Origin of the sequence: Ectobacillus funiculus (genome assembly GCF_004138295.1) — a bacterium.
GTDB classification, from domain to species: Bacteria; Bacillota; Bacilli; order Bacillales; family Bacillaceae_G; genus Ectobacillus; species Ectobacillus funiculus.
On sequence record NZ_SCFM01000014.1, the window covers coordinates 100,638 to 125,112 of the forward strand.

23 protein-coding genes, 1 other RNA gene, 1 pseudogene and 1 riboswitch are annotated in these 24,475 nt (G+C 41.2%); of the genes and pseudogenes, 19 read left to right on the top strand and 6 right to left on the bottom strand.

Translation table 11 applies throughout. The features are described from left to right. Positions 1–8: 8 nt before the first annotated feature. Entirely contained in the window at positions 9–776 is a 768-nt protein-coding gene (locus EP737_RS11825) for a TSUP family transporter (RefSeq protein WP_129728181.1), read from the bottom strand. A 113-nt stretch (positions 777–889) separates the two neighbouring features. Between EP737_RS11825 and EP737_RS11830 the strand changes: the two genes are divergently transcribed. From EP737_RS11830 to EP737_RS11840, 4 genes and pseudogenes are all read left to right on the top strand, one after another. Continuing rightward, complete coding sequence (locus EP737_RS11830) at positions 890–1,675, top strand: TrmB family transcriptional regulator (protein ID WP_129728182.1); 786 nt, start codon at positions 890–892, stop codon at positions 1,673–1,675. Between the two features lie 269 nt (positions 1,676–1,944). After that, positions 1,945–2,046, top strand: a riboswitch (purine riboswitch). 115 nt (positions 2,047–2,161) lie between these two features. Beyond that, a pseudogene (locus EP737_RS11835) lies at positions 2,162–2,371 on the top strand (type I phosphoribosyltransferase); the annotation flags it as partial. 189 nt (positions 2,372–2,560) lie between these two features. After that, positions 2,561–2,704, top strand: a complete 144-nt coding sequence (locus tag EP737_RS25570) for a hypothetical protein (RefSeq protein ID WP_165350767.1) — start codon at positions 2,561–2,563, stop codon at positions 2,702–2,704. 74 nt (positions 2,705–2,778) lie between these two features. After that, entirely contained in the window at positions 2,779–2,979 is a 201-nt protein-coding gene (locus EP737_RS11840) for a hypothetical protein (RefSeq protein ID WP_129728183.1), read from the top strand. Between the two features lie 377 nt (positions 2,980–3,356). On the opposite strand, the gene EP737_RS11845 is transcribed toward EP737_RS11840, so the two are convergent. Continuing rightward, on the bottom strand, positions 3,357–4,505 hold the full coding sequence (locus EP737_RS11845; RefSeq protein WP_129728184.1) for a DUF418 domain-containing protein: 1,149 nt from the start codon (positions 4,503–4,505) through the stop codon (positions 3,357–3,359). A 334-nt stretch (positions 4,506–4,839) separates the two neighbouring features. Between EP737_RS11845 and EP737_RS11850 the strand changes: the two genes are divergently transcribed. The 9 genes from EP737_RS11850 (at position 4,840) to EP737_RS11885 (ending at position 13,733) form a co-directional block, all read left to right on the top strand. Further along, positions 4,840–5,934 carry a type III polyketide synthase gene (locus EP737_RS11850; protein WP_129728185.1) on the top strand — a complete coding sequence of 365 codons (1,095 nt, stop codon included), beginning with the start codon at positions 4,840–4,842 and terminating at the stop codon, positions 5,932–5,934. Further along, positions 5,934–6,479: an isoprenylcysteine carboxyl methyltransferase family protein gene (locus EP737_RS11855; RefSeq protein ID WP_129728186.1), complete on the top strand. Its 546-nt coding sequence runs from the start codon at positions 5,934–5,936 to the stop codon at positions 6,477–6,479. The genes EP737_RS11850 and EP737_RS11855 overlap by 1 nt, the downstream gene beginning before the upstream one ends. 25 nt (positions 6,480–6,504) lie before the next feature. Then, entirely contained in the window at positions 6,505–6,648 is a 144-nt protein-coding gene (locus tag EP737_RS26015; RefSeq protein ID WP_205650926.1) for a hypothetical protein, read from the top strand. A gap of 400 nt (positions 6,649–7,048) precedes the next feature. Continuing rightward, on the top strand, positions 7,049–10,720 hold the full coding sequence (locus tag EP737_RS11860) for a dynamin family protein (protein ID WP_129728187.1): 3,672 nt from the start codon (positions 7,049–7,051) through the stop codon (positions 10,718–10,720). A gap of 180 nt (positions 10,721–10,900) precedes the next feature. Continuing rightward, a complete protein-coding gene (locus EP737_RS11865) occupies positions 10,901–11,170 on the top strand; it encodes a YpbS family protein (protein WP_129728188.1) in 270 nt (89 codons plus the stop codon). Between the two features lie 16 nt (positions 11,171–11,186). Next, entirely contained in the window at positions 11,187–12,032 is an 846-nt protein-coding gene (locus EP737_RS11870) for a sulfurtransferase (protein WP_129728189.1), read from the top strand. Positions 12,033–12,148: 116 nt separating this feature from the next. After that, a non-coding RNA gene (gene ssrS, locus EP737_RS11875) (6S RNA) lies at positions 12,149–12,328 on the top strand. Between the two features lie 58 nt (positions 12,329–12,386). Further along, positions 12,387–13,244, top strand: a complete 858-nt coding sequence (locus EP737_RS11880; RefSeq protein ID WP_129728190.1) for a 5'-3' exonuclease — start codon at positions 12,387–12,389, stop codon at positions 13,242–13,244. A gap of 228 nt (positions 13,245–13,472) precedes the next feature. Next, on the top strand, positions 13,473–13,733 hold the full coding sequence (locus EP737_RS11885) for a DUF6123 family protein (RefSeq protein WP_129728191.1): 261 nt from the start codon (positions 13,473–13,475) through the stop codon (positions 13,731–13,733). A gap of 2 nt (positions 13,734–13,735) precedes the next feature. Here the strand turns inward: EP737_RS11885 and EP737_RS11890 are convergent, their stop codons facing one another. Together EP737_RS11890 and EP737_RS11895 are read right to left on the bottom strand one after the other, a co-directional pair. Continuing rightward, positions 13,736–14,647 (bottom strand): DMT family transporter, encoded by a 912-nt coding sequence (locus EP737_RS11890; RefSeq protein ID WP_129728192.1) that lies wholly within the window; start codon positions 14,645–14,647, stop codon positions 13,736–13,738. Positions 14,648–14,652: 5 nt separating this feature from the next. Then, positions 14,653–15,048 (bottom strand): reverse transcriptase-like protein, encoded by a 396-nt coding sequence (locus EP737_RS11895; RefSeq protein ID WP_129728193.1) that lies wholly within the window; start codon positions 15,046–15,048, stop codon positions 14,653–14,655. 567 nt (positions 15,049–15,615) lie between these two features. Here EP737_RS11895 and EP737_RS11900 point away from each other — a divergent pair. Further along, on the top strand, positions 15,616–16,275 hold the full coding sequence (locus EP737_RS11900) for a ribonuclease H family protein (protein ID WP_129728194.1): 660 nt from the start codon (positions 15,616–15,618) through the stop codon (positions 16,273–16,275). Between the two features lie 4 nt (positions 16,276–16,279). Continuing rightward, positions 16,280–16,468 carry a zinc-finger domain-containing protein gene (locus tag EP737_RS11905; protein ID WP_246040234.1) on the top strand — a complete coding sequence of 63 codons (189 nt, stop codon included), beginning with the start codon at positions 16,280–16,282 and terminating at the stop codon, positions 16,466–16,468. 195 nt (positions 16,469–16,663) lie between these two features. On the opposite strand, the gene EP737_RS11910 is transcribed toward EP737_RS11905, so the two are convergent. Further along, the gene (locus tag EP737_RS11910) at positions 16,664–16,954 is read right to left on the bottom strand and encodes a DUF2564 family protein (RefSeq protein WP_129728195.1); all 291 of its coding nucleotides are present in this window, start codon (positions 16,952–16,954) and stop codon (positions 16,664–16,666) included. Between the two features lie 596 nt (positions 16,955–17,550). Between EP737_RS11910 and EP737_RS11915 the strand changes: the two genes are divergently transcribed. The 3 genes from EP737_RS11915 (at position 17,551) to EP737_RS11925 (ending at position 20,173) form a co-directional block, all read left to right on the top strand. Beyond that, entirely contained in the window at positions 17,551–17,847 is a 297-nt protein-coding gene (locus tag EP737_RS11915) for a cytoplasmic protein (protein ID WP_129728196.1), read from the top strand. Positions 17,848–18,275: 428 nt separating this feature from the next. Next, entirely contained in the window at positions 18,276–18,620 is a 345-nt protein-coding gene (locus EP737_RS11920; RefSeq protein WP_129728197.1) for a DUF485 domain-containing protein, read from the top strand. A gap of 2 nt (positions 18,621–18,622) precedes the next feature. Next, a complete protein-coding gene (locus EP737_RS11925; protein WP_129728198.1) occupies positions 18,623–20,173 on the top strand; it encodes a solute symporter family protein in 1,551 nt (516 codons plus the stop codon). A gap of 196 nt (positions 20,174–20,369) precedes the next feature. Here EP737_RS11925 and EP737_RS11930 read toward each other — a convergent pair whose 3' ends face one another. After that, positions 20,370–21,656, bottom strand: coding sequence for a S1C family serine protease (locus EP737_RS11930; protein ID WP_129728199.1), 1,287 nt, complete (start codon positions 21,654–21,656; stop codon positions 20,370–20,372). A 629-nt stretch (positions 21,657–22,285) separates the two neighbouring features. Between EP737_RS11930 and EP737_RS11935 the strand changes: the two genes are divergently transcribed. Next, positions 22,286–24,439, top strand: a complete 2,154-nt coding sequence (locus EP737_RS11935; RefSeq protein WP_129728200.1) for a DNA topoisomerase III — start codon at positions 22,286–22,288, stop codon at positions 24,437–24,439. Positions 24,440–24,475: the final 36 nt, after the last annotated feature.

The following is a 24,475-nucleotide window of genomic DNA, read 5'->3' on the forward strand; positions in this document are numbered from 1 at the left end:
TGCACATGTTAATGAAGCTGATCATAAGTATTTTTTGCCAATAACAAAAAGGTTACTAAAATAAACAGTGCACGGACATAGCCGCTTCCTCGTTTAATCGCAAACTTCGAGCCGCAAATCGCACCAGCAATTTGTGCAAGCCCCATAGGTAAACCATAAGCGTAATTGATTTGCCCCAAATACATGAACATTAATAATGCGGCAATATTGCTGCCAAAGTTTAAAAACTTCGCGTTCCCTGCAGCCTTTAAAAAATCAAAGCCGATCATTAAAAAGGCAAACATTAAAAATGAACCTGTTCCGGGACCTAGAAATCCATCATAGAAACCAATAGCAAAGATTACAATCATAAAGATAATAAAGTGGCGGATGGATAATTTTTTATAGGTTGAAATGCTGCCCCAATCTTTCTTGAAAACGGTATAAATTGCAACGGCAGCGAGCATGACAAGCATCAGTGGCTTTAGCACTTCAGGATTCATCAAATGAACGGTCCAAGCGCCAATCATTGAGCCGATAAAGACGAGTGGAAACAACCGATATATGGAGGTTAAATCGAGTTTGCCCGAACGATAAAACATAATGGTACTCGTTAAAGAGCCGAGTGTCCCCGCTAGTTTATTTGTTGCAACAGCTGTTGCTGGTGTCAGACCTGTAAATAACAATGCCGGCAATGCGATCAGCCCTCCTCCGCCGACAACGGAATCAATAAATGCTGCCAAAAAGCCAAAGACAATCAGAATAAGTAATAACGATGGATCCAATTCAGATAGCATATAATCAGCCCTTCTTTTAGTTACTACTTGAATAGTAACTAAAATATATATTGTTGTAAATAGTTATCGTAATTTTGATATGATAAGGATAATTAACTAGAGGAGGGAGAACATTGGAAAATATATTACAGCAGCTAAAAAAATTAGGATTTAATGAATATGAAGCCAAATCCTATGTTTCTCTTGTTAAACAAGGAACAGTTACCGCCTACCAAGTTAGTAAGGATTCGGGCATTCCGCGAGCACGAATTTACGATGTCTTAAGCAATCTTGTTGAAAAGGGGATTGTTCTGAAGGAAGAAATAGAAGATGGAACCAAGTATTCACCATTGCCTGTTGATATCTTTTTGAAGAAGGCTCAATCAGATTGGCAATCTAATTATGAAGCGATAAGTGACTCATTAAAACGGCTTGAAACAACTGAGAAAAAACCGGACAATCGTGTAATGACGTTAAAGGATCGTGAAATGATTATTAGCTATTGTCAAGCATTACTCAAAAAAGCAAAAAAACGTGTTGTTATTTCGATGTGGGACGATATGTATGAAATGCTGAGAGAGGATCTGCAGCAGACCGCTGCTCGTGTTACGGTACAAGGTATAACGCTTCATGTTGAAGATCCTGTTGCACATGTAGATGTGCATCGTATCACCCCTTTTACTGAAACCCCTTCGAGTGAGCATTGGTTTATCCTGTCCATAGATGCGGAAGAGATGATTTATGGTCCCTCATTTAAAGAGCGCAGCATTGCCTTTTATACAGATGACCCGGTTCATATTTATTTACTGGAGGATTATGTATGGCATGATGTATTGGTGAATCGACTTGTCCGACGCAGCCAAGACAATTTAGAACAATGGATTACTGCGGAGCGGAGAGCCTTCTTTATGGAAGCGTAAAAAGCTCTGCAAACCAGAATAGTAAAAATCCATTAATGCTTAAGAAATAGTTCAAAGGTATTGTGCGTATTTTAGTAAGCTGCTTCGTTTAACCGGCAAGAAGGAAAGATAAGAAAATCCGAAAAAAACTTTACTTTTTGGATTTTGGATTAGGTGTTAAGTTGATTTTGGTTTTTAAATCGAACGAATCTAATTTTTTTTGTTTTATTGTACGTGTTTTTTTCGAAAATTCCTTTTCGAAAGTGGAAAATACATGTATAATTCGGTTATAAAACTACATAAATAACGCTCGTATAATCGCAGAAATATGGTCTGTAAGTTTCTACCAAGTCACCGTGAATGACTTGACTATGAGTGAGGATGGTTAATAGACAACGTCTTATGGGTAAGTACACCGATCATTTACCGAAACTCCAAAAGCCTTCCCCTCACTTGTAGGTGGATGCTTTTGGAGTTTTTTATTTGTAGCAACGGGAGGAGAACAACATGAAGGTATTAGAAGAGAAGATTCGAGAAGAAGGCAGAGTATTATCAGAAGGTGTTTTAAAGGTAGATGCTTTTTTAAATCATCAAATAGATCCGTCTTTGATGGTGCAAATTGGTAAGGAATTTGCCAATCGCTTTCGGGATAATCCTATCACAAAAATTATCACACTTGAGTCCTCTGGTATTGCGCCTGCGTTAACAGCAGTTTTGTTAAATGCACTGTTCAATCTTGCTCCTGCTAGAGCAGTAAAGCAAAGTAAAGGTGAAAAGGCAGCAAACCTTGCTAGTTAAGCGCATTTTTTAACGTTACTGTATCCAATATATTAATGCTTAAAATATGTTAAAACGTCGTCTACATGTTCTTTCCTTTTGGTAAGAATTTGGAGGGGACGTTTTTTTATGAAAAGAGTTTATACGATTTCGATTTCCAGCAGGCATATGATTACTTTTTATCTGCAAAAAAGAATGAAGCCGTTAGAAAAGGAACTAAGAAAAAGCAAAAGAAAAATTGTAACTATTGGTTATCTCCTTCATACAGCGTAGTTTTAGCGTTTATTTATCGGCTTTATACAGAAAATAATTATAACATTTGTTTTAAATAAGGAAGGGGTTTTCTTATGAGAGAAATTACAGTGAAGCTAGACGGAAGGTTTTATGAGATGTTTCAGGACATTAAGGAACATCAAGAAAAGGAACTGGGAAAAACAATAGGAGATGCAGATGTAATACAAACATTAATTGTTGGACACTGGCATACAGAAATAGGGGTACATAAAGTACCAGAAAACCAATCACTTGAAGCCCCTTTTTATACGTAATAACAAGTAGCAGTGACTCGGTATCATTAAGAGCATTATACTAAACAGTGGAAATATCTTCAGGTGACTTTTTCCCTATTAATAACTAAGGTGCATACCGATAAATATAAAGAGAACAGTAAACAAATAAAACCTTGAAAATGTTGATATGCACTTTTCCTTTATACACGTAAGAACTGTGTGATCTGATGATATGAAATAAACGCCACTTGAAGTTGCTTGAGGGTAATGAAAAAGGCCATAGAAGAAAAAAAAGCGAACTACGACACAGTGGTTCGCTTCTTTTCATTTCCTGTATATAGATACAATTGCTATCACTGACCCAGCGCAAATATTTTGTTAACAGCATCTCGTTGCTTCGGTGTTTTCTCATGTGGTCATGCTTGTCGGTGCTTTGCTTTTTTTCCATACGTGCCTAGGCGCCATACATATTCAAATGGCCCATACTGAAAGCGGGACAGCCACCATTTGCTCCAAAAGATCTGCAAACTATACAATGCCATGCAAAATACGAGACCTGCTAGCAGCGGCAGCTTAGGACTATTAGGAGCTAAAAGTCCGAATAGGACAACGGTACCAATTGTTTGTGTAAGGTAGTTTGTAAGTGCCATGCGACCTGTATATTGAAGCGGCTGAAGAATTCGCTGCCAAGTTTTATGCTGCATCAGTCGTGCAAGAGTAATTGTATAGAGGATAAATAATGTTTTTCCGCTTAATAGTATATAGATATACATTTCCGCCGAATTATACACATCTGTGTAAGCATAATAGTGTAGGATCATATACCAGCTCGGCAAGGTGAGGAGAAAAGCAGCAATCTGCAGCCTGCGAAGCAGTTTATTCCATTCTTTAACTCGGTGGAATAAGCGGATTTTACCAGCAAACAATCCAAGCAGAAATAATCCTAAAGTTTCGGGTACATACAGTAGGTTTAATGCGATATTTTCTCCTGAAAATCGCTTCCATCTATCTGCGGTCTGTTCTGTCCAATGCTGCAAAGGGTTCATTCCTTTTATTTCATGTACCGTACTGACAGAAGTATCAATAAAAATAAATACAAGCAGCATCAGAAGCTGAAACAGTGTGAGCAGCAAAATGGCCCAAATCAGAATTGTTTTCGGACGCCGTTTGTAAAAGAGCAGGAGAAATATTCCCGAGATTGCATAGCTATGAAGGATATCTCCACTCCACAGCAGAACATAATGCAAGGCGCCAAATAGAAATAAAAAGGCAAGGCGGCGGAAGAAGAGCAGTCTCGGATATTGTGTTTTTTCGATAGCATTCGTCACAAAGATGAAAAAGCCGAGACCAAAGAGAAAGGAAAAAATCGTATAAAATTTTGTTTGAATGAACAGGTCATATATAAGCCGAATGCATGCATCAATACCTACATATGTTTTTGTGCCATCAAGTGTTTCAATTCCAGTGAGTGAGGGCCAGTTCACAAGGAAGATGCCAAATACCGCAAATCCTCGAATCACGTCTAACGTCTGGATTCGTTTGTGTTCATTTACATCGATACCCACCTTATTCCCCCTTAATAGTTGCTTTCCCTATTATAGAAGGAGAGAGAGAAAGAAATCTATCTTCACCTAGCGATATTTCCAATTTTTTTTACTGTTAACATGAAAGGAGTGCGTTATAATAAAAGTGCACAACAGTTTGAAACCACTCCTTTCAAACAGGCAGTTCAAATGGGAGCCCCTTACGCAAAGGGGCTTTTTTTTGCACTGTAGGAAGAGTTTCCTCTCTGCAAAACTACGTAAGTAAAGCCGGGCTGTGTCCGCTTTTCTTACGATGCATAGTTTAGCAGATGGTAGGGGAAGTTATAGATATTTAAATAAGATGGAGTGGGAAATCGTGCCGAAAATTGTTTCAGTAGGAATTTGCAAGCCGCCATATAGTATGACGCAGGAAGCGGTAGTTGCCTTTGCAAAAGAGATGTTTAGCGGAGCGTTTAGTGATATTCAGCGGCTGCTGCAGGTGTTTCAAAATGGCCAGATTGAAACACGGAATTTTGCTAAAGATTTGTCATGGTTTCGGCGTGAGCATACATGGGAAGAGAAAAATTATGCTTATATAGAATGCGCCACTTTGTTTGGAGTAAAGGCCATACAGACGTGCTTGCAAAATGATGCCTTTTTGCAACGCCGTGTGGAGGAGAATGAAGTAGATGCCTTTTTCTTTATTTCATCTACTGGTCTGTCCACACCTACAATTGACGTAAAAATTATGAATCGGCTATCGTTCTCTCCGCATACGAAGCGCATTCCGATTTGGGGACTCGGCTGTGCTGGGGGTGCTTCTGGTTTGGCGCGAGCACTTGAGTATTGTAAGGCGTTTCCACGTGCGAAGGTAATTGTTCTGGCAGTAGAATTGTGCAGCCTTACCTTTCAACGCCATGATGTATCAAAAAGCAATCTCATTGGAACATCACTGTTTGCGGATGGTGCCGCCTGCATCCTTGTTGCAGGGGAGGAGGCTGATATATGTTCTTTATCTCTCCTGCCTGCTTTGCCTGCCTATCTGGATGCACAATCTACGTTATTAAAAGATTCAGAGGATGTTATGGGATGGGATGTAAAAAATGAAGGTCTGTACGTTGTGTTTTCAAAACATATCCCGACACTCATTAAAACATGGCTTAGACCGAATATAGAGCCATTTGTGAGGAAACATGGGCTAACGCTTTCTGATATCACACATTTTATTGCGCATCCGGGCGGCAAAAAAGTATTAGAAGCTTATCAAGAGGCGTTGGATATGCCTTCACAAAAAACAGAGACATCACTTAATGTATTAAAGGAAAATGGCAATATGTCATCGGTTACTGTTTTCTATGTGCTAGAACGATACATGCGGCGTGTGAGGAAGACAGGGGAAATAGGGATGATTGCCGCGCTTGGTCCAGGATTTAGCTCTGAGCTGGTACTTGTGCGATGGGAGGACATATAATGACATTTTTTTCTTTTTTTGCATTTGTAGTGATGCAGCGCCTCGCGGAATTGCTATTGGCACGGCGAAATGAGCAGTATCTGAAAAAAAGAGGCGCACTGGAGTTTGGGAAGGGGCATTATAAGTATATTGTGCTGCTTCATATGTTATTTTTGGTTTTCATAGTTGCAGAAGTCACCTATTTAAAAAAAGCTCCTTCTCCTATGTGGCCTGTGCTGCTCGCTTTGTTTATCGGTACACAGTTTCTTCGTGTTTGGGCGATTGCTTCTCTTGGGGTATATTGGAATACGAAAATCCTTGTTTTGCCCCATAGCAAGCTTGTGCCAAAGGGACCGTATAGGTTTATGCGCCATCCAAATTACATAGTTGTTATGATGGAGTTTTGGATCATCCCGATTTTGTTCCAAGCTTATATCACTGCCATTGTGTGCAGTCTGTTAAATATGCTTGTGCTCTCGGTTCGCATTCGTGAGGAAGAACGGGCGCTGCAGGAGCTCACAAACTATAAACAGTCATTTCAAAAGATTTCACGATTCATTCCATAATGTATATTGATAATCATTCTCCCTCATGCTACAATACAAACTAAGTATGATAATCATTATCAAAATAGGTGTGGTGAAAACGATGGTATATGCTTTTGTAGCAGGTACAATTGCTTTATATGCAGTGCTAGCGAAAGTAGTATTAAATAAGGCGGCAGGAGCAGCATAATGAATGTAGTATTATAAAAAATCCCTTTCATGTAAGCCAAATGAAAGGGATTTTTATACTTTAAGAAAGTATAAATTTCTAGCTAGGAGACCATTCGACGTAGCGAGAAATTTTAGGAATAAAATATAAGTAGGGCTACGCTTCTGTCTTCGCCCAAGAGCATGGCTCGCCAATCAGCGAGTTTTCTTTACACTGTAAGAAAGTATAAATTCCCAGCTGGAAGTTCATTCGACGTAGTGTAGAATTTTAGGAATACAGTATAAGTGCAACTACGCTTCTGTCTTCGCCCAAGAGCATGGCTCGCCAATCAGCGAGTTTTCTTTATTTTTGTACTGTGAAGAGAGTGAAAATTTAGTAAGATAAGAAGGGGTACATCTTTAGATAAAGGGGAACGTGTAAGATGATTGAAACTTTGCCTGTCAATTCGTTGCAGCGACTTCTTTTTATGTATGAAACATGGAAAGAAAAAGGAGATGTCCAGCATAGCCTAAAGTTGCTAGACGTTATTCAGAAGTATGGAAAGCAGGAGTTTATGATTGCGTTTTGCGGACACTTTTCCGCTGGCAAGTCAACGATGATGAATTATTTGTACGGTCAAGAGTTGCTGCCGACGAGTCCGATTCCAACAAGTGCGAACGTTGTTCAAATCCAAAAGGGAAGCGACCGCGTTGTAATAACTCTTCAATCAGGGGAGAAGCATTCATATGAAGGGATGTATACGGATACACAGCTGAAGCAGCTATGTAAAAATGGTGATGAAGTAACGGGTGTCCACATTTATCGGCATGATGCCCCGCTGCCAGCAGGCGTTATGCTCGTCGATACACCGGGAATTGATTCTACTGATGATGCGCATAAGCTTGCAACTGAATCAGCTCTTCATTTAGCAGATGTAATCTTTTATATGATGGACTATAATCATGTCCAATCAGAGGTGAATCTGCAGTTTGTAAAGGAATTAAAGCAACGAAATAAGCGTGTTTACTTGGTTGTAAATCAGATTGACAAACATAAGGACGATGAGCTTTCCTTTGCCTCTTATCGAAAGAGCGTGAGCGAGGCCTTTGCGAATTGGAATATTGAGACGGACGGGATATACTATACATCGCTGCGTAAGCAGGATCAAGCCGATAATGAGCTGCCGGAGCTTAGGAAGCTGTTAGAATCGCTTGTTGCGCAAAGAACGATGTATATGCAAGAAAGTATGCAAAACGAGACGGAGTATTTGCTTAAGGAGCATATGCGTTTTGTTGTTAAACAGGCAGAGGAGGAAATAGAGCCGCTTCGACGTTCGTTATCAGAAGGATCGCTTTCGCGTGAGGATATTGCTGCTAATTTACAACGGCTATATGAGGAGAAGGAACAGGCGGAGCGAAAGGAAGTTACTATTAGAAACACTTTCACAAAAGAAATCGATCATATTTTGCATAACGCGTATTTAATGCCGTATGAAGTACGGGATCTGGCGGAGCGCTATTTGGAGACAGAGCTGTCTACCTTTAAGGTTGGATTTTTCTTTTCGAAATCGAAAACGAAAAAAGAAAAGGAAGATCGCTTGCATGCGTTTTATGAAAAGCTGAAAGGGATTGTGGAGACGCAGCTTGATTTTCATGTAAAGGAGCAGATGCTGTCATTTCTAAAAAGGGAGAATCTATATTCAGAGGCCTTGGCACAACAGGTATATGGGTTGCAGGTGGCATTTGAGCCGGCGATGTTAACCTCTGCTGTGAAACAAGGAGCCGGACTGACTGGCGATTATGTGTTGAACTACACAAATGATGTGGCGCACGTACTAAAGAAGACATATCGCGATGCAGCGAATAGATTTTTTGAAAGGCAGCTCCCATTAATAAAAGAACATATGCAGTATGAGTTAGCAAAGCTGCATAAGGATATTCAGCAATATGAGCAGCAGCAGGCGGCGTGGGAAGAGACTGCTGTTGTCGATGAGGATATCAAGCAATATGAACAGCTATTGTCTAACGCTTGGAAGGGAAATGCAGAGGCTCAGGCGACGATCCAGCTTAAGGATGTCATGAACATGAGACAGGAAATTACAACAGCTAAACCAATTGTATTTGAAGCGGCGCAGCCGCATGCAGAAATCGAGCCAGCACTCCCTGCAGTGAATACAGAGCTTACGGCTGAAGAACGTATTCAAACAATTCTTGCTTCTGTGAAGCAGGTAGAGGAAACAATTCGCCCAATCAGCCTACTTCGTCATGTATATGATGAAATTGTTGAAAAACGAAAACGGGTTGAAACGAAGCAATTTACTGTAGCGCTGTTCGGTGCCTTTAGTGCGGGGAAATCATCGTTTGCTAACGCGTTGCTTGGTGAGAAGGTGCTTCCCGTTTCACCTAACCCAACAACGGCAACGATTAATAAAATTTTGCCCATCACTGCTGAACATCCACATGGTACAGTGTTAGTACAGCTTAAGTCTGAGCAAACGCTTCTGCAAGACTTACAGGAGATTTATAAACTGTTTGGAAAACGTATAACGACGTTTGAAGAAGGAATGATGCAAATTGATGAATTGCTGCGGCATCCGTCTCCAAGCGGACGCCAAAAAACAACATTCAGCTTCCTAAGGGCGTTGCAGAGGGGCTATAGCGCATTTCAAGATCAGCTAGGTCAAATGATACGTACTGCATTTGATGATTTTAGCGAGTATGTCGCAAATGAAGAAAAATCGTGTTTTGTTGAATACATCGAGCTCTATTATGATTGCGAGTTTACGCGAAAGGGAATTACGCTGGTTGATACGCCGGGGGCAGATTCTGTGAATGCCCGCCATACAGATGTGGCGTTTCAGTATATTAAAAATGCCGACGCTATTCTATTTGTAACCTATTACAATCATGTATTTTCCAAAGCCGACCGTGAATTCTTAATTCAGCTTGGTCGTGTAAAAGACTCCTTTGCGATGGATAAAATGTTTTTCTTAATTAATGCTGCTGATCTTGCAGAGTCCGAAGCGGAACTGCAAACAGTTAAGCAGTATATCGCCGATCAGCTGCTTCAATATGGCATCCGCCATCCGCGTCTGTTTGCATTATCAAGCTTGTTTGCGCTTGATGAAAAGAAGGGGTGCTCTGCTGAGAAGGGGCAATATGGCATTTTGCAGCAATCCGGTATGTCAGCGTTTGAAGAGGCCTTCACATCCTTTACAATGCGCGATTTAATGATTGTATCCTTAACAGCTCTTAATGCTTCTATAAAAGGAGCAAACAGCCTGCTGGCTAATATTATTGCTAATGCCCTTGAAGGGAATGAGCAAAAAGAAGCGAAGAAGAAACGTTATGGAGAAGAGCGGCTGCATATTGTAAAAGAAATAGCGGCTTATAGTGTGTTAACGGAGGAGAAGGCACTTGAGAAGGAAGTGCATGAACTGTTGTTCTACGTTAAGCAGCGTGTCTTTTTCCGCTATCAGGATGTGTTTGCCGAAATCTTTAACCCGGCTGTGCTCCGCACTGATGGAGGCGATATAAAGCAAAGGCTACGTGAATGCACGAGTGAGCTGAGCGATTTTCTTATGCATGATTTGCTGCAGGAAATGCGGGCAACCTCGCTTCGCCTTGAAAAATGGATGAATGAAAAGCTTCACTTTTCCTGCCAGGAGCTGCAAAAAACATGTTTATCATATAATAAGGAGCTATCGTTTGTTCCAATCGAAGATGCCTCCTATACGTCTGCTGCGCATATTGAGCCATTTGCTGAGCTTGATTTGCAGCAGTTCAAAAAATCGTGGAGCATTTTTAAAAATGCAAAAAGCTTTTTTGAGCATAACGAAAAGGCTCGTATGCAAGAAGAAATGAAAAAGGTGTTAGAACCGCTCGTTTCGTCCTATATAGAAGAAGAGCAGCAGCTGCTTGCTCGGCACTATGGAAGCGAATGGCAGCGTGCGTGGGGGGATGTTAAACAAAATATGGAGGAACAGGCGACGCAATATTATGAGGGTGTATTGGCTGCTTTGTCTGAGAAAATTGATGTTTCAGTATACAAATCGGTAAAGCATGCAGTACAATGCTCAATAGAGGATGTGGAGCAGGAGCTGTCTGTTCTGTAACGTATCCTTGTGTAAGGTTGAAGGAGAATAAGGAAACAATAAGGCAAAAGACAATGATAGACAGCACTTGTATAGGACGTAGTGCAGGGCAAATGCTCTGCATTGCGTTAGCAAGTGCGCTTCTATGCATAAGCGTGTTAGAAATTGTCTTTCTATTGATTTTATGAAGAGGTGGAAAAAATGGCAGAGGTACATAAAGCAATTACAGCTCACTCACAAAAACAACATGAAATTGTTACAACATTTTTACGGCTTGAAGCGCAGCGTGAAGCTGCGATTGAAGCAGCTGTTGCGCTTTGCACGAATGGCAAGTCGTTCTCAACAGAAGGCATTAATGGTGTAACACAACAAATTAACGAGCTTGCAGGAAAATATGGTGTTGTACCGACTCGTAAATATGTAACGCCAGAAATGGTAGAAGAGTATGTGAATCGTTTAAAGCATTCATAAGTAGGAGGAGAACAGGATGAATGGGGTAGCGGAAATCGGTTGGTTAGCTGAGCATTACAATAGTGAAGCGGTCCGCATTATTGACTGCCGCTTTCAATTAGGTGATCCCTCTTGGGGAAGAAAACAATATGAAGAGGAGCATCTTCCATATGCGCTCTATTTTGACTTGAATAAGGATTTGTCGGGTGAGGTTGGCGTACATGGAGGACGCCACCCATTGCCTGATATTGAGCTGTTCGCAAGGAAAATAGGCGCAGCAGGAATTGATAAGCATACGACCGTAATTGCATATGACAGTCAAAATGGAGCAATGGCTTCCCGGCTTTGGTGGCTGCTTACGTATCTTGGGCATGAAAAGGTATATATTCTAAACGGCGGCTTTACAGCTTGGAAGCAGGCAGGATTACCGACAACAGATGCCATCCCTGTTTTTGAAAGCAAAGAGTTCCTTCCGCATCTGCAGTCAGATATGCTTGTTAGTATGGCAGATGTTAAGAATAGAATTGAAAGTGGCGCAGACTTCTTATTAATCGATTCACGTGAACCGATCCGTTATGCAGGAATTGAGGAGCCGATTGACCGTAAGGCTGGACATATCCCAACAGCTGTAAACAGCTTTTGGATGGACGGTGTGAGTGCAGAAGGAGTATTTCAAGGTGAAAAAGAGCAAGAAGCGCGTTTTTGCATGTTTGACAAGGAAAAGGAAACAATTGTATATTGTGGGTCAGGTGTAACAGCATGTCCGAATGTGCTCGCGCTTAAGATGGCTGGCTTTCAAGATGTAAAGCTCTATGCCGGAAGCTGGAGTGATTGGATTTCATACGATGAAAATATTGTAGAAAAAACGCAAAAGATAAAATGAATTAGGCTGTTGCGTATGCGCCTGCTTTGTATTACAATAAATTACACAGAGTTAAACAAACGCTTTGAAAACGGTTTTACATGATAAAGCGAGTATGTTACTATAATATTAAAAGAAACATCCTGCCGTGTACGTATCTTTTTTATGTCTTAAACCAACGGTGTAAATACGGAAGTTCGATATTTAAGTACTGCCATCACGCCTTGTTGCAAGGAAGATGAAGGTGCTTGTGAGAGCATCCCCCTGCGAGAGCGGGTTTACGGACATATTCAAGCAACGGCACAAGCGGGGTTTCCTAACCTTACGTAATTACGCGTGAGGTTTTTATTTTTTTGTAGGAGAGAGACGAGAAGAATGAAAAAGGTATTATTAATAGATGGGATGGCGCTTTTATTCCGCTCCTTTTACGCAACAAGTGTATATGGCCGATATATGGAGACAAAAAGCGGCGTGCCGACGAATGGTGTAAATGGTTTTGTAAAACATGTTACGGCAGCGGTTCAAGCTGTGCAGCCGACTCATGCGGTTGCCTGTTGGGACATGGGAAGTACGACTTTTCGAACGGAATCATATGAACATTATAAAGCAAACAGAGCAGCTCCCCCAGATGAACTCATTCCGCAATTTGATTTGGTGAAGGAAGCGTCAGCGATGCTGGGTATGCCCAATATAGGGTTAAAAGGCTATGAGGCAGATGACTGTATTGGAACGCTTGCCAAGCAATATGCATCCGAAGCAGAGGTAATGATTTTAACCGGCGATACTGATCTTCTTCAGCTCGCTAACGAGACAGTTACCATTATGCTGTTGCAAAAGGGGATGGGAAATTACAAATATTACACACCGGAAGTGATTTTTGAGGAGAGAGGCATAAAGCCATGGCAAATCGTCCATGTTAAAGCCTTTATGGGTGATACGAGTGACAATTATCCCGGTGTAAAAGGAATTGGAGAAAAAACGGCGCATAGGCTGATTCAGCAATTCGGTACCACAGAAGGTGTATTGCAAAATCTAGCACATCTTACAAAAGCGCAACAAACAAAAATAGAGAATGATTTAGAAAACCTTCAGTTATCTCTTCAACTGGCGGCGATACATTGTGAAGTACCAATTGTTTGCTCTCTGGATGAAGCGTTGCTCGATTGGAATGAACAGCGTATCCAAACGGTATATAGAGCGATGGAGTGGCGAGATCCATTTGTGCGCGGGTAGGAAGCCTGAACATGGCTATGTTTTATTTACAGAATACAGTATAAGTAGGGCTACACCTCTGTCTTCGCCCGGGGAGCGGGGCTCGTCAATCGTCGAGTTTTCTTTACAAGATAAGAAAGTATAACTTTTCGGGCCTTGTCCACTTTTCTTATATTTCTTCCCTATTTTCAGGGTCCCCTAAACAATGTATGATAAGAGTGGGAATGAAATTTTTAGAGGAGAGGCACCATGGGGACAGTACAAGACTATCTTTTCCACCTGCAAACAAAAGGGTTTAAGCTTTCACAGGAAGCGCTTGGGTTTATTATGTTTGGACAAAAATATACAGGGGCTTCGGACAAAATTGTGAAGATAGCGATTGAGGCAACCTTAAAGCATCAGCGTGATTTTGATGGCAGTTATTTTATTGCTTTGTTAGAAGGCTTGAAAAGAGATCATATTGAGGATGAAAAAAGCGCACAGGCATATGTACGCAGGCTCGAATCCTGAGCTTACGCAGCCTGTGCGCTTTTTTCTTTTTGTTTGCTGGGTAGTTCTACTAGAATCATGCCGAGGAAGATGCAAGCGCAGCCGATTATTGTTGCTGAGGACAACTGTTCATTGTTTACAAGCATTGCTGTTAAAGCAGCGAATACCGGTTCTATTACTAAAATCATCGCTACCTTGGTAGGTGAGATACTTTTTTGTGCGGCTGTTTGAATAAAAAAGGCGAGAGCGGTCGCGAAGACAGATGTTAAAAAGAGTGCGAATAAAAATGAATTGTTTTGCCATAAATCGTTAGATAGGGCGCGTTCCCAATCCTCAAATATAATTGCACAAATTGTAGAGAGAGTCCCTACTGTTAATATTTGCACGGTACTTAAGAAGAGCGGTGAAAGTGTGTGTGAATAGGCCCCATTTATGAGTATGTGAAGCGCAAAGGAAACCGCGCAACATAGCACCAGGATGTCTCCTTGATTCAAACGAAAGGAATTCTCTGCTGTTAGTAAAAATAATCCAGCCGTTGCCGTTAGGATACCAATTATGGCAAATAACCCTGTTTTTTGTTTTAAAAAAATATATGAAACAATGGGAATCATTACAATGCTCAACCCTGTTAAAAAACCAGCCTTAGATGAGGTAGTATACAGTAAGCCAAATGTTTGGAATAAATAGCCTCCAAACAAGAAAAAACCAATGAGTGCACCAGATATAATGTCTTTGCGTGAAATAGAGACAGTTGCTCGTTTGGTATATATCATTTGAATGATGAGTAAGATAAACCCGGCAATGAGAAAACGAATCGCGTTAAATGTGAACGGTTGTACAAGTGATATGGCATGTTGTACGACAACAAACGTTGCTCCCCATATAAGGGTAACAAACAGAAGCGATACGTGAGCAATCCATTTTTTGCTTAACATGTTAATTATCTTTGCTCATTTTGCAGGATGGCTCTACGCGCAAGCTCATCTGCAACTTTATTTTGACTGCTTGGAATCCACTTAATGAAAAATAAATCAAACTGTTCCACGAGCCGGAATGCTTCTTCTAACAATGGCAGAAAAGTTTTGTTTTTTACATATTGTTTTTCAAGTGCTCGTTCTACAAGCTGTGAATCCGTGCGAAAAGAGACAACCTTAAAATTATGCTCAAGACAATACTGCAAAGCGATGAGCAGTGAACGACATTCTGCTTCATGATTACTCATAATTCCAAGCGGCATGGACAGTTGTACTGGTTGCGGAATTCCTTTTATAAAAACACCCGCACCAGATGGTCCTGGGTTCCCTTTTGATGCTCCATCAATATATACTTCGATCAAAGCCTTACCTCCATTTTTCCATTAGGAAAATATAATTCATTTACCAAAATGATGTCGCAATCTGTATGCGATTATAACTCTATCATGTTTGTTGCTGTAAATCGAGAGGTTTATCATGTTTTGGGTATAATAAGGATAGATAGATTATTGCATTTGTCCGGTAAACCGGAGCAGGCAATAATGAATGCAAAACAAGAGCTCTTCAAGTTATATGCATGAAATTGGAAATTTATTGTAAAATAAAGGGAATAGGTCCATTTCTTGTACTTTAAGAAAGTATAAATTTCGAGCCGGAAGCCAATTCGACGTAGTAAGAAATTTTAGGCATAAAGTATAAGTGCAACTACGCTGCTGTCTTCGCCCAAAGGCGGGGCTCGCCAATCAGCGAGTTTTCTTTACACTGTAAGAAAGTATAAATTTCCAGCTGGAAGTGAATTCGACGTAGTCGGAAATTTTAGGAATACAGTATAAGTGCAACTACGCTTCTGTCTTCGCCCAAAGGCAGGGCTCGCCAATCAGCGAGTTTTCTTTATTAAAATACTTATTTAAAGATAAAGGAGAAGGTTCATGAAATATAAAATTGAGTGGACATATAAGATAAAGAATGGAAGTGAGACGGTTCTGACAACCGATTTTCTCCGCTTAGAGGAGGCACTGCACTTTGCAAATGATTTTGAAAAGACAGGAAGAGTCAAGGAACTGAATTTTTATGATGAAGTCGGAACACATTGGACGAAGAAGGAGGCAGAGAAGCTCGCGAGAAAGATCGAGGAAGAGCCGCACGATATTGTGATGTATTTTGATGGAGGCTATGATTTGCAAACGAGGGAAACGGGTGTTGGGGTTAGCATATATTATGTTAAGAACGGAAAAACATACCGCGTGCGCCGCAATGGGCAATTAACAGGTTTAGAAAATAACAATGAGGCTGAATATGCTGCCTTATTATATGGCATGGGGCTTTTGGAAGAGCTGGGAGTACGGTATCAGACTATAGTACTAAAGGGCGATTCGCAGGTTGTGTTAAAGCAGCTGTCTGGCGAATGGCCGTGCTATGAAGAAAACCTAAATCGGTATCTTGACCGTGTAGAACAAAAGGCAGCGGATATGCAGCTGCGCTTTTCATATGAGCCGGTTTCAAGAAAGGCGAACAAGGAAGCGCATCAGCTGGCATCACAGGCATTGCAGGGTATTGTGATTGATAGCCATGCGGCAGTGGAGGAGTGAAAGAGTGAGTAAGTCGTTAAACCGAAAGCAGTGGATTGGAGAGGTGCATCAGCTGCTCGACACGTATTGCGATGGCTGCTTTCTAAATAGCCATTTCCGAAAGGAGAACGGTCCACGATATGCACAATCATTTTGTATCAAACATTGTACTGTTGGAGAAAAGTTGAAGGATTACGGCAAAAAACTATCATGAAGCATGAATAAAACCGCCGATACGGCGGTTTTTCTAGCAAGATAAGAAAGTATAACTTTTCGGAGCGATATCTAGCTCCCAAGACCTAAAATGGCAGACTCCGGGCTGAACCTCCGCAAAAGACAAACAGCGTCTTTTACTCCGGCCCACCCCTATGCTGCCATAAAAGGCGAACCTTGTCCGCTTTTCTTAAGATTATTGCATTGCTTCATTTAGTTGGTGTTCGCATTGCTCGAGCATTTCTTCTTGTTTTGAAAGAAATGCCTCGTCGAGATCTGTTGCTATTTCCTTCATGTGTGTAAGCTGACGACGTGCTTCCTCTACTATTTTGGCCGCGTTATGCAGCTGAGCAGGATCCATACTCATAGTGGCAGAGCCGACCACTTTCTGGGCGGATGCCACCCGCATTCCTACGTCTTCAAAGCCGTTAAAGCCATTATGAGAGGCATGGTATGGATCTCCCGCGCCTCGTATATCTTGTGCCATAGATAAAACACCTCCTGCGAGTTACTACATGTAGTTTGCGCATAGGAGGTGTTTTTTAATCTTAGGAAATGAGTATGTATTTTTTGGTTTTTCTCGTTAATCAATATGCCTGCTATTTTATATATAACCAAGGGAGGGGAATTAGGATTTCGTGTTTGATTTTTATACAAAACAGACATGCTAGGGAAAAGAATTGAATTAGGGAAATTTTTGAGTTATTTGTTTACAATTTAATATATAAATTCCTATGTATCAGTTTAATTTTACATATTAGGAAATTTTATGAAAAATTGTAAATGTAACTACACCTCCGTTTTCACAATCAGTGAATTTTCTTTAAAAATTTTATTTTTGCTGCAAATTTTGTGAAGAATAAACAAGGGTTTTTTATGTTCAGAATGGAATATAGATGAATAAGAAACAGGTTTCTGCAAGGGACTGAGGTTACCTTGGGGGAGATTGTTGGAAAGGGAATATTTTTGTAAGGAAGCACATTCTTCAAAAAAAGCTAACCTGTTTTTTTTGTACATGTAGCACAATCTCTTCTTGTATAAGAAAGTACGGCTGGTTAGTATGCTTAAAGGGAGGATACGAGTATGTATCGAACGACGATAAACGGAAAAGAAGTAATTGTTAAACTCTCAACAAAGCTAGGAAAAGAAGTGCAGGAGCGTACTGAAATTTATGAAGCGGTACTATCGGTTGTTGAGCGCGTTCTTCCGCGAGAGAACCAGTATAATTTTGCAGTACATCACAAAAACACGGGATTAATTATAGGTGAGGTGCATAGAGGAGAGGTAATTGTATTTTCGGTAGAGCATATTGTTGATCAGCAAAATATATTTCAGCAGCATATAAGCAATCGCTCTTTTGAGCAAGGAGCCAATTTTTAAAAAGTATTGAATAAATAGAATAGAAAGTATAGCTGTATATAAGAATCACTCTTTTGCGTCGCTGAAAAAGGCGGCGTTTTTTATGGGAAAAGCGGACAGATTTAATGTCTGCCCAGTCACTCCTTCTATAAAAGGATTTTGCCGATTGTGCATAGGCCTCCTAGAAAGTGGCTTATGGATACATGGTATGCAGAATAAAAGGCTAAAAAATAGCTCTCCATGACTATTAGCGGTTTTTTGAAAAAAAGAAATTGTAAAAAAATGTCTACTTAAAATACTTTCCATATGAGGGAATATTTAATAAAATTAGATTTGCATTTGGTAATCTCTTTTTAATTGTAAGCGCTTTACTAAGGTGGTTCGGGGGAGGTGTTATTTTAGCTGTCTCATGATTGCAACGGCATATAATTTGAGAGGAGAGTGTAACAATGGAAGTAAAACAAGAAAGTGCTGCTCGCTCACAGACCGATGGAATCGATTACACGCAGATTGTACAATCCCCTGAGTTTAAACAGCTGCTACAAGCGAAAAAGAAATTTATTATCCCTATGACCATCTTCTTCTTCACGTTTTATTTTATCCTTCCGATTCTGACATCCTATTCTAATGTTTTGAACACACCCGCTATTGGAGAAATTACATGGGCTTGGGTTTTCGGATTTGCCCAGTTCGTTATGACATGGGCACTTTGTATCCTTTACAGCAAAAAGGCTCAGTCGTTTGATAAGCTGTCCACCGATATTTTACAAAAACTGAATAAAGGGAGGGGCTAATCGTGAACGTTACAGCTTTTACACTATTCTTAGCAATCGTGCTTGGTACACTCGTCATCACATACTTCGCATCGAAGAAGACAAAGAATGCCAGTGAGTTTTATACAGCGGGCGGCGGCTTGACAGGCTGGCAAAACGGATTAGCTATTGCAGGTGATTATATGTCTGCTGCATCATTCCTTGGAATTGCAGGCACAATCGCGCTGGCTGGATTTGATGGCTTCTTTTACAGCATCGGCTTTCTTGTAGCGTATCTTGTTGTTCTATACTTAGTAGCAGAGCCCCTCCGAAACCTTGGAAAATATACATTAGCTGACATGATTGCGGCACGATTTGAGGAAAGAAAAGTACGTGGCGTTGCAGCCTTGAATACGATGACAATCTCCATTTTCTACATGATTGCACAGCTTGTAGGAGCAGGTGCACTTATTAAGCTATTATTAGGGCTAGAGTATACTACTGCTGTGTTAATTGTAGGAACATTAATGACGGTCTATGTTATTTTTGGAGGGATGACGGCAACAAGCTGGGTACAAATTGTAAAGGCTGTGCTGCTTATGGGTGGCACACTGGTAATTTCTATTATTGTATTTGCGAAATTTGGCTTCAGCTTTACGGAGATGTTTGCGCAAATGAAAACAGCAACCCCGTTAAAAGAAGCATTTTTGAATCCAGGCGTGAAATACACAAACGGTATCGACACGCTTTCCTTGAACATGGCACTTGTACTTGGAACTGCTGGATTGCCGCATATTCTCGTTCGATTCTTTACCGTGAAAGATGCTAAAACAGCGCGTCAATCCGTTGTGTACGCTACGTGGCTAATCGGTGCCTTCTATGTTATGACGATGTTCCTCGGCTTTGGTGCGGCTGCATTTGTAGGGAATGCAGCAATTGTCAAGGCAAACCCGGCAGGAAACATGGCGGCCCCTTTATTAGCGCGGGAGTTAGGCGGGGATTTCTTATTTGCGTTTGTTTCCGCTATTGCATTCGCGACGATTCTTGCAGTGGTAGCAGGCCTGGTATTAACAGCTGCCTCGGCGTTTGCACATGATTTTTATAATGAAATTATCCGGCGCGGCAAAGCATCCGAAAAAGAACAGGTTGTAATGGCCCGTTATGCTTCTATCGGTGTTGCTGTCTTATCTATTGTGTTAGCACTTTTTGCCCAAACGTTAAACGTTGCATTTTTAGTCGCTCTTGCTTTTGCAGTAGCAGCAAGTGCCAATTTACCTGTTATTTTGTTGACGATTTATTGGAAGCGTTTTAATACAGCGGGAGCGGTTTCGGGTATGCTTGTAGGTCTCATTTCTGCCATCATTATTGTGGCAATCGGTCCAAATGTATGGAGTCCGGAGGCAGGGAAGGCAATTCTTGTTGGCGAGCCGCTAATTCAGCTGACAAACCCAGGGATTATCTCTATTCCTCTTGGATTTCTTGCAGCGTATTTAGGTACAGTATTATCAAGCAAAAAAGCAAGTCAGGAGAAATTTGATGAAATTCTTGTAAAATCAAATACAGGCCATGGTGTGAGTGGTGTATCTGGTCATTAAGAAAAGCGGATAAGGCCCGCTTTTTATGGCAGCGTAGGGGTGGGCCGGAGTAAAAGGAACTTTTTGCCTTTTGCGGAGGTTCAGCCCGGGGTCCGCCATTTTGGGTCTTGGGAGCTAGACATCGCCCCGAAAAGTTATGCTTTTCTACAGTGTCAAAAAAGCGGGATGTCTTGTTGTGTAAGACATCCCGCTCTTATTATTCCGTGCCTTTTTCCGGCGGCGATTCAGGGACCTCAGGTGTTTGCGGTCTTTGTTTTGGTTTGAGGACAAAGGCAAAAATAATGAGAAAGATAATAATGACAGCAGCAACCCCGTCATATATATAGAAATAGGTTTTGTACTTTGGCCAATAGGTTTTGTTTTGCCCCATTTTTTCTCGTGATTCACTAATGAGTTGTTTAATTTTAGGATGTTTGTCGTACAGTTGCTCTACCTTTTGGAAGCGATCTAGTGCTTCTTCATAATAACCAGCCCAGAAAAATTCTAAGCCCTCTCTATACAGAGTGTCCACAGGTCCAGGAGCATTTTTGGCGCCAGATTGTGCGACAAATTCTTGTACAGTGGAGGAAGGCACAGCAAAGTTAAGTTGCTCGGTTGGACCAGCTGTGAGCAGACCGATAATTTTTCCGTTTCTGTCAACTACTGGACCGCCGCTATTTCCAGGCAAGGCTGCGGCGTTAATTTGAATGAGTGGGCTTCCTTGCTCGGACTTCTTATCCTTTGCTGAAACCTGCCCGGCAGCTATCGTAGATACAATCTGCGAATCCTCAGATAGTTCACGTAACTCGGCGGCGCCTGGATAACCGATAACCCATATGTCATCCTGCAGCTCTACAGCATCAGAATTCCCAAGCTGAAGTGTCGGTAAATTGTTCGCATCAATTTTGATAACCGCTACATCTTTTCCTTCCCCGATAGGAGCCCCAAATGCTTTAGTATCGCTGTCATAGGCTTCCCCGCTTGGTAAAACTACCTTTTGCACCCGTTGGATGGATGTAAAACCGAGGGTGTGGATTAGGTAAGCATAAACAAGAGAAGGGTCGAGGCTGTATATGTCTGCAATTTCATATGCTGTGCTTTCTAACCCTGCCGCGATGAGCTCATCATCACTTTTTCTTGTTGCATCAACAACATGAGCATTTGTTACGATATAGCCATTTGAACTTATAATAGCTCCGGAACCGCGACCACCTACATAGGACCGTCCCTCTGTCGCAACAAAGTACTCATTTATCGCACCCAGGTAATTATATTCCTGTTCCGTAGCAGCGTAATACTGAAATGCTTCCACAGCTGAAAAGTCCCAATTTATAACTGCATAGTTATAAACCTGAACAACAGCAGGCTCTGCATAAGCAGCAATTCGTTTTGCATCTTTTACATTTGTCGCATCAATCTTTGTATTGCCTAGAATAACTGTTGCAGCAATGCCAGCAAGAAGCACTATAATAATAGGCAAGCTAATCCATGCGCGTTTCCCCACAGCAGTCCCTCCTCGTTAGAATATATTACTCAAAGCATTGTATTCGTAGTGTTGTTTGTCATATTCTTATATCAAGTAGGAAAAATATAAGCATGTGAAATACATCTTGTACACAAAATGGAATGTTTTTGTTTAGTTGGGGTTGTTGTGGATATACAGTTGGAAGCTTAATATTGAAAACGATATAATAGAATGGGATATAAAGAGAAGAGGTCTGAAATAAAAAACTATAGATTCCCCAAAAAAGCATAAATAGAATGCTGCTTACAAGCAAGAATTTTTTATATCCGCCTGCTGAGAAGCTACACCTTCTCCGATCAACACAAACTGAATGCAGGAATGAAGGATATTGCGATATGCAGCTATGCAGCAAAGAGCAAATGTTTTAAAACTTAAGTTGCAGCCGCAAAATCAAAAAATGAGAAGCATCCTGAAGCGGTGGTAGCGAAAATGAAGTTGGAAATATGAATCCAAAAAGAAAGGTGGTGAATCCTGCTATAAAAACATCTAAAAACAAAGAGTAATCATTCAAAAACTTCACATGAGCACGCATTTATGGGGAAGCTGTGAGGCTTTGTGTATAAACCAGTGATTCCATTTGTTTATGTTTTTAGTAGCAGATAATAAAATTGAAGGTTGTGATTGCAGAGAAACCGGACCAAGCAATGAAGCTGGCCGCGCCATTCTCGTTTCGGAAGAGGGACGGCTATATAGAAGTAGGAAAATGCGAGTTGTTTCCGAACGGAGCTTATTTTACATGGGCTGTCGGTCATATTTGCGAGTTGCTGTCTCCTGAGGAATATGATAAAGCGTGGAAGCGGTGGACACTGGAGGCTTTGCCGCTTATCCCTGATAAGTTTCAATATAAAGTAACAAAGTCCAAAACAAAGCAATTTTTTATGATAAGAGATTTGGTCAAAAGACCAGAAGTGAAGGAAATTATCCATGCGGGCGATGCTGGGCGAGAAGGTGAGCTCATTATCCGGACTATTTTGCAAACAGCACGCATTTCTAAGCCAATGAAGCGGTTGTGGATTTCCTCTCTAACTGAAAATGCAGTACGGGAAGGATTCAGGAATCTACTGGGGGAAAAGGATACGCGCAATTTATATTTTGAGGCATACAGTCGTGCCTGTGCCGATTGGCTTATTGGCATGAACGCCTCACGAGTTTATACAATTTTGTTAAAACAACGAGGCATTTCGGATGTGTTTTCAGCTGGACGTGTGCAAACACCGACACTTGCTCTTGTAGTGAAACGAGAAAAAGAAATCGAGAGCTTTGTCTCCAAGCCGTTTTGGGAAGTAGTAGCGACCTTTTCTATGAACGGAAAAGAGTATGAAGGGAAATGGCATAAGGATGGAGAATCCCGCCTTGAGAACCCTGAGTTAGCGCAGAAAATTGCTGCGTTTTGCTGCGAAAAGAATGCAGAAATTACTGAGGCCCAAACGGAGCGAAAGGAATTTCAGCCGCCTCAGCTCTTTAACTTATCAGCTCTGCAGGCAACAGCAAACCGAGCCTTTAAATTTTCCCCCAAAAAGACGCTTGATCTTGCGCAGAGCTTGTACACGAAGGGATATATCTCATACCCCCGGAGCGATTCGAGCTTTGTGACAAAAGAAGAAGCTTCCAATTTTTCAGACATATTGGAAAAATTGAGTCAACAAAATGCCTATAAAAGCTACTTTCCAACACCGGTTGCATCTATTCTTCAGAACAAGCGCTATGTAAATGAAAAGAAGGTAACGGACCATTACGCGGTAATTCCGACAGAACAGGTTCCTGATGTGGCAAAGCTGAGCGGGGATGAGCAGAAAATATATGATTTAATAGCAAAACGCTTAATTGCAGCCCATTATAAAGCGGCTATCTTTGATTATACAACCATTACAACATTGGTAGACGGTCGTGCTACTTTCTTATCAAAGGGAAAGCAGCAAATTCAGGAGGGATGGCGAAAGGTTTTGTTTTCTGAAGGAACAAAGGATGAGGATGACGAAAAGCTTCTGCCTTCGCTGCAAAATGGAGAGAAGGGACAAGTGTGTGATGTGCAGGTGAAGGAAGGCAAAACTCAGCCACCGAAGCGATATACAGAAGGGCAGCTTATTACTCTTATGAAAACAGCAGGTCGTCACCTTGATAATGAAGAACTGGAAAAGGTGCTGATGAAAACTGAAGGGCTCGGTACGGAGGCAACGCGTGCGGGCATTATTACGATGCTCAAGGACCGGAAGTATATTGAGGTAACGAAAAATCAGGTGTATGCAACAGATAAAGGAAAAGTTTTAATTGAAGCGATCGGTAATAAAATTTTGGCATCCCCAGAAATGACAGCAAAGTGGGAACAGCGGCTTGCTGAGATTGGAGAGGGGAATGCATCTGCCGCAAGTTTTATGGAGCAAGTTAAAAAGCTGTCCGCTAAAATTATCGAGGATGCTGTACAAATGTCTGCGCAGTGGACATTTTCTGGCATTGATACGGGTGCGATCGAGCAGACAAAATCGAAGGCGTCACTTGGCAAGAAAGTTGGATCTTGTAAATTGTGCGGAGAAAATGTTGTTGATAAGGGCGATTTTTATGGTTGCTCCCACTATGCAAAAACAAAATGCAGCTTTACAGTTTCTAAAAAAATATTAGGAAAAAAGCTATCGGTGACAAATGTAAAAAAGCTTCTTGAAACAGGAAGGACAGATGTAATTAAGGGGTTTAAAAAGGGAGAAAAGACTTTTGATGCGAGGCTGGAGTGGAAGGACAATAAAATACAGTTTCTATTTGATAAATAGCAGATGTATTCTCTTTCGTAGCGTAGACATTAAAGA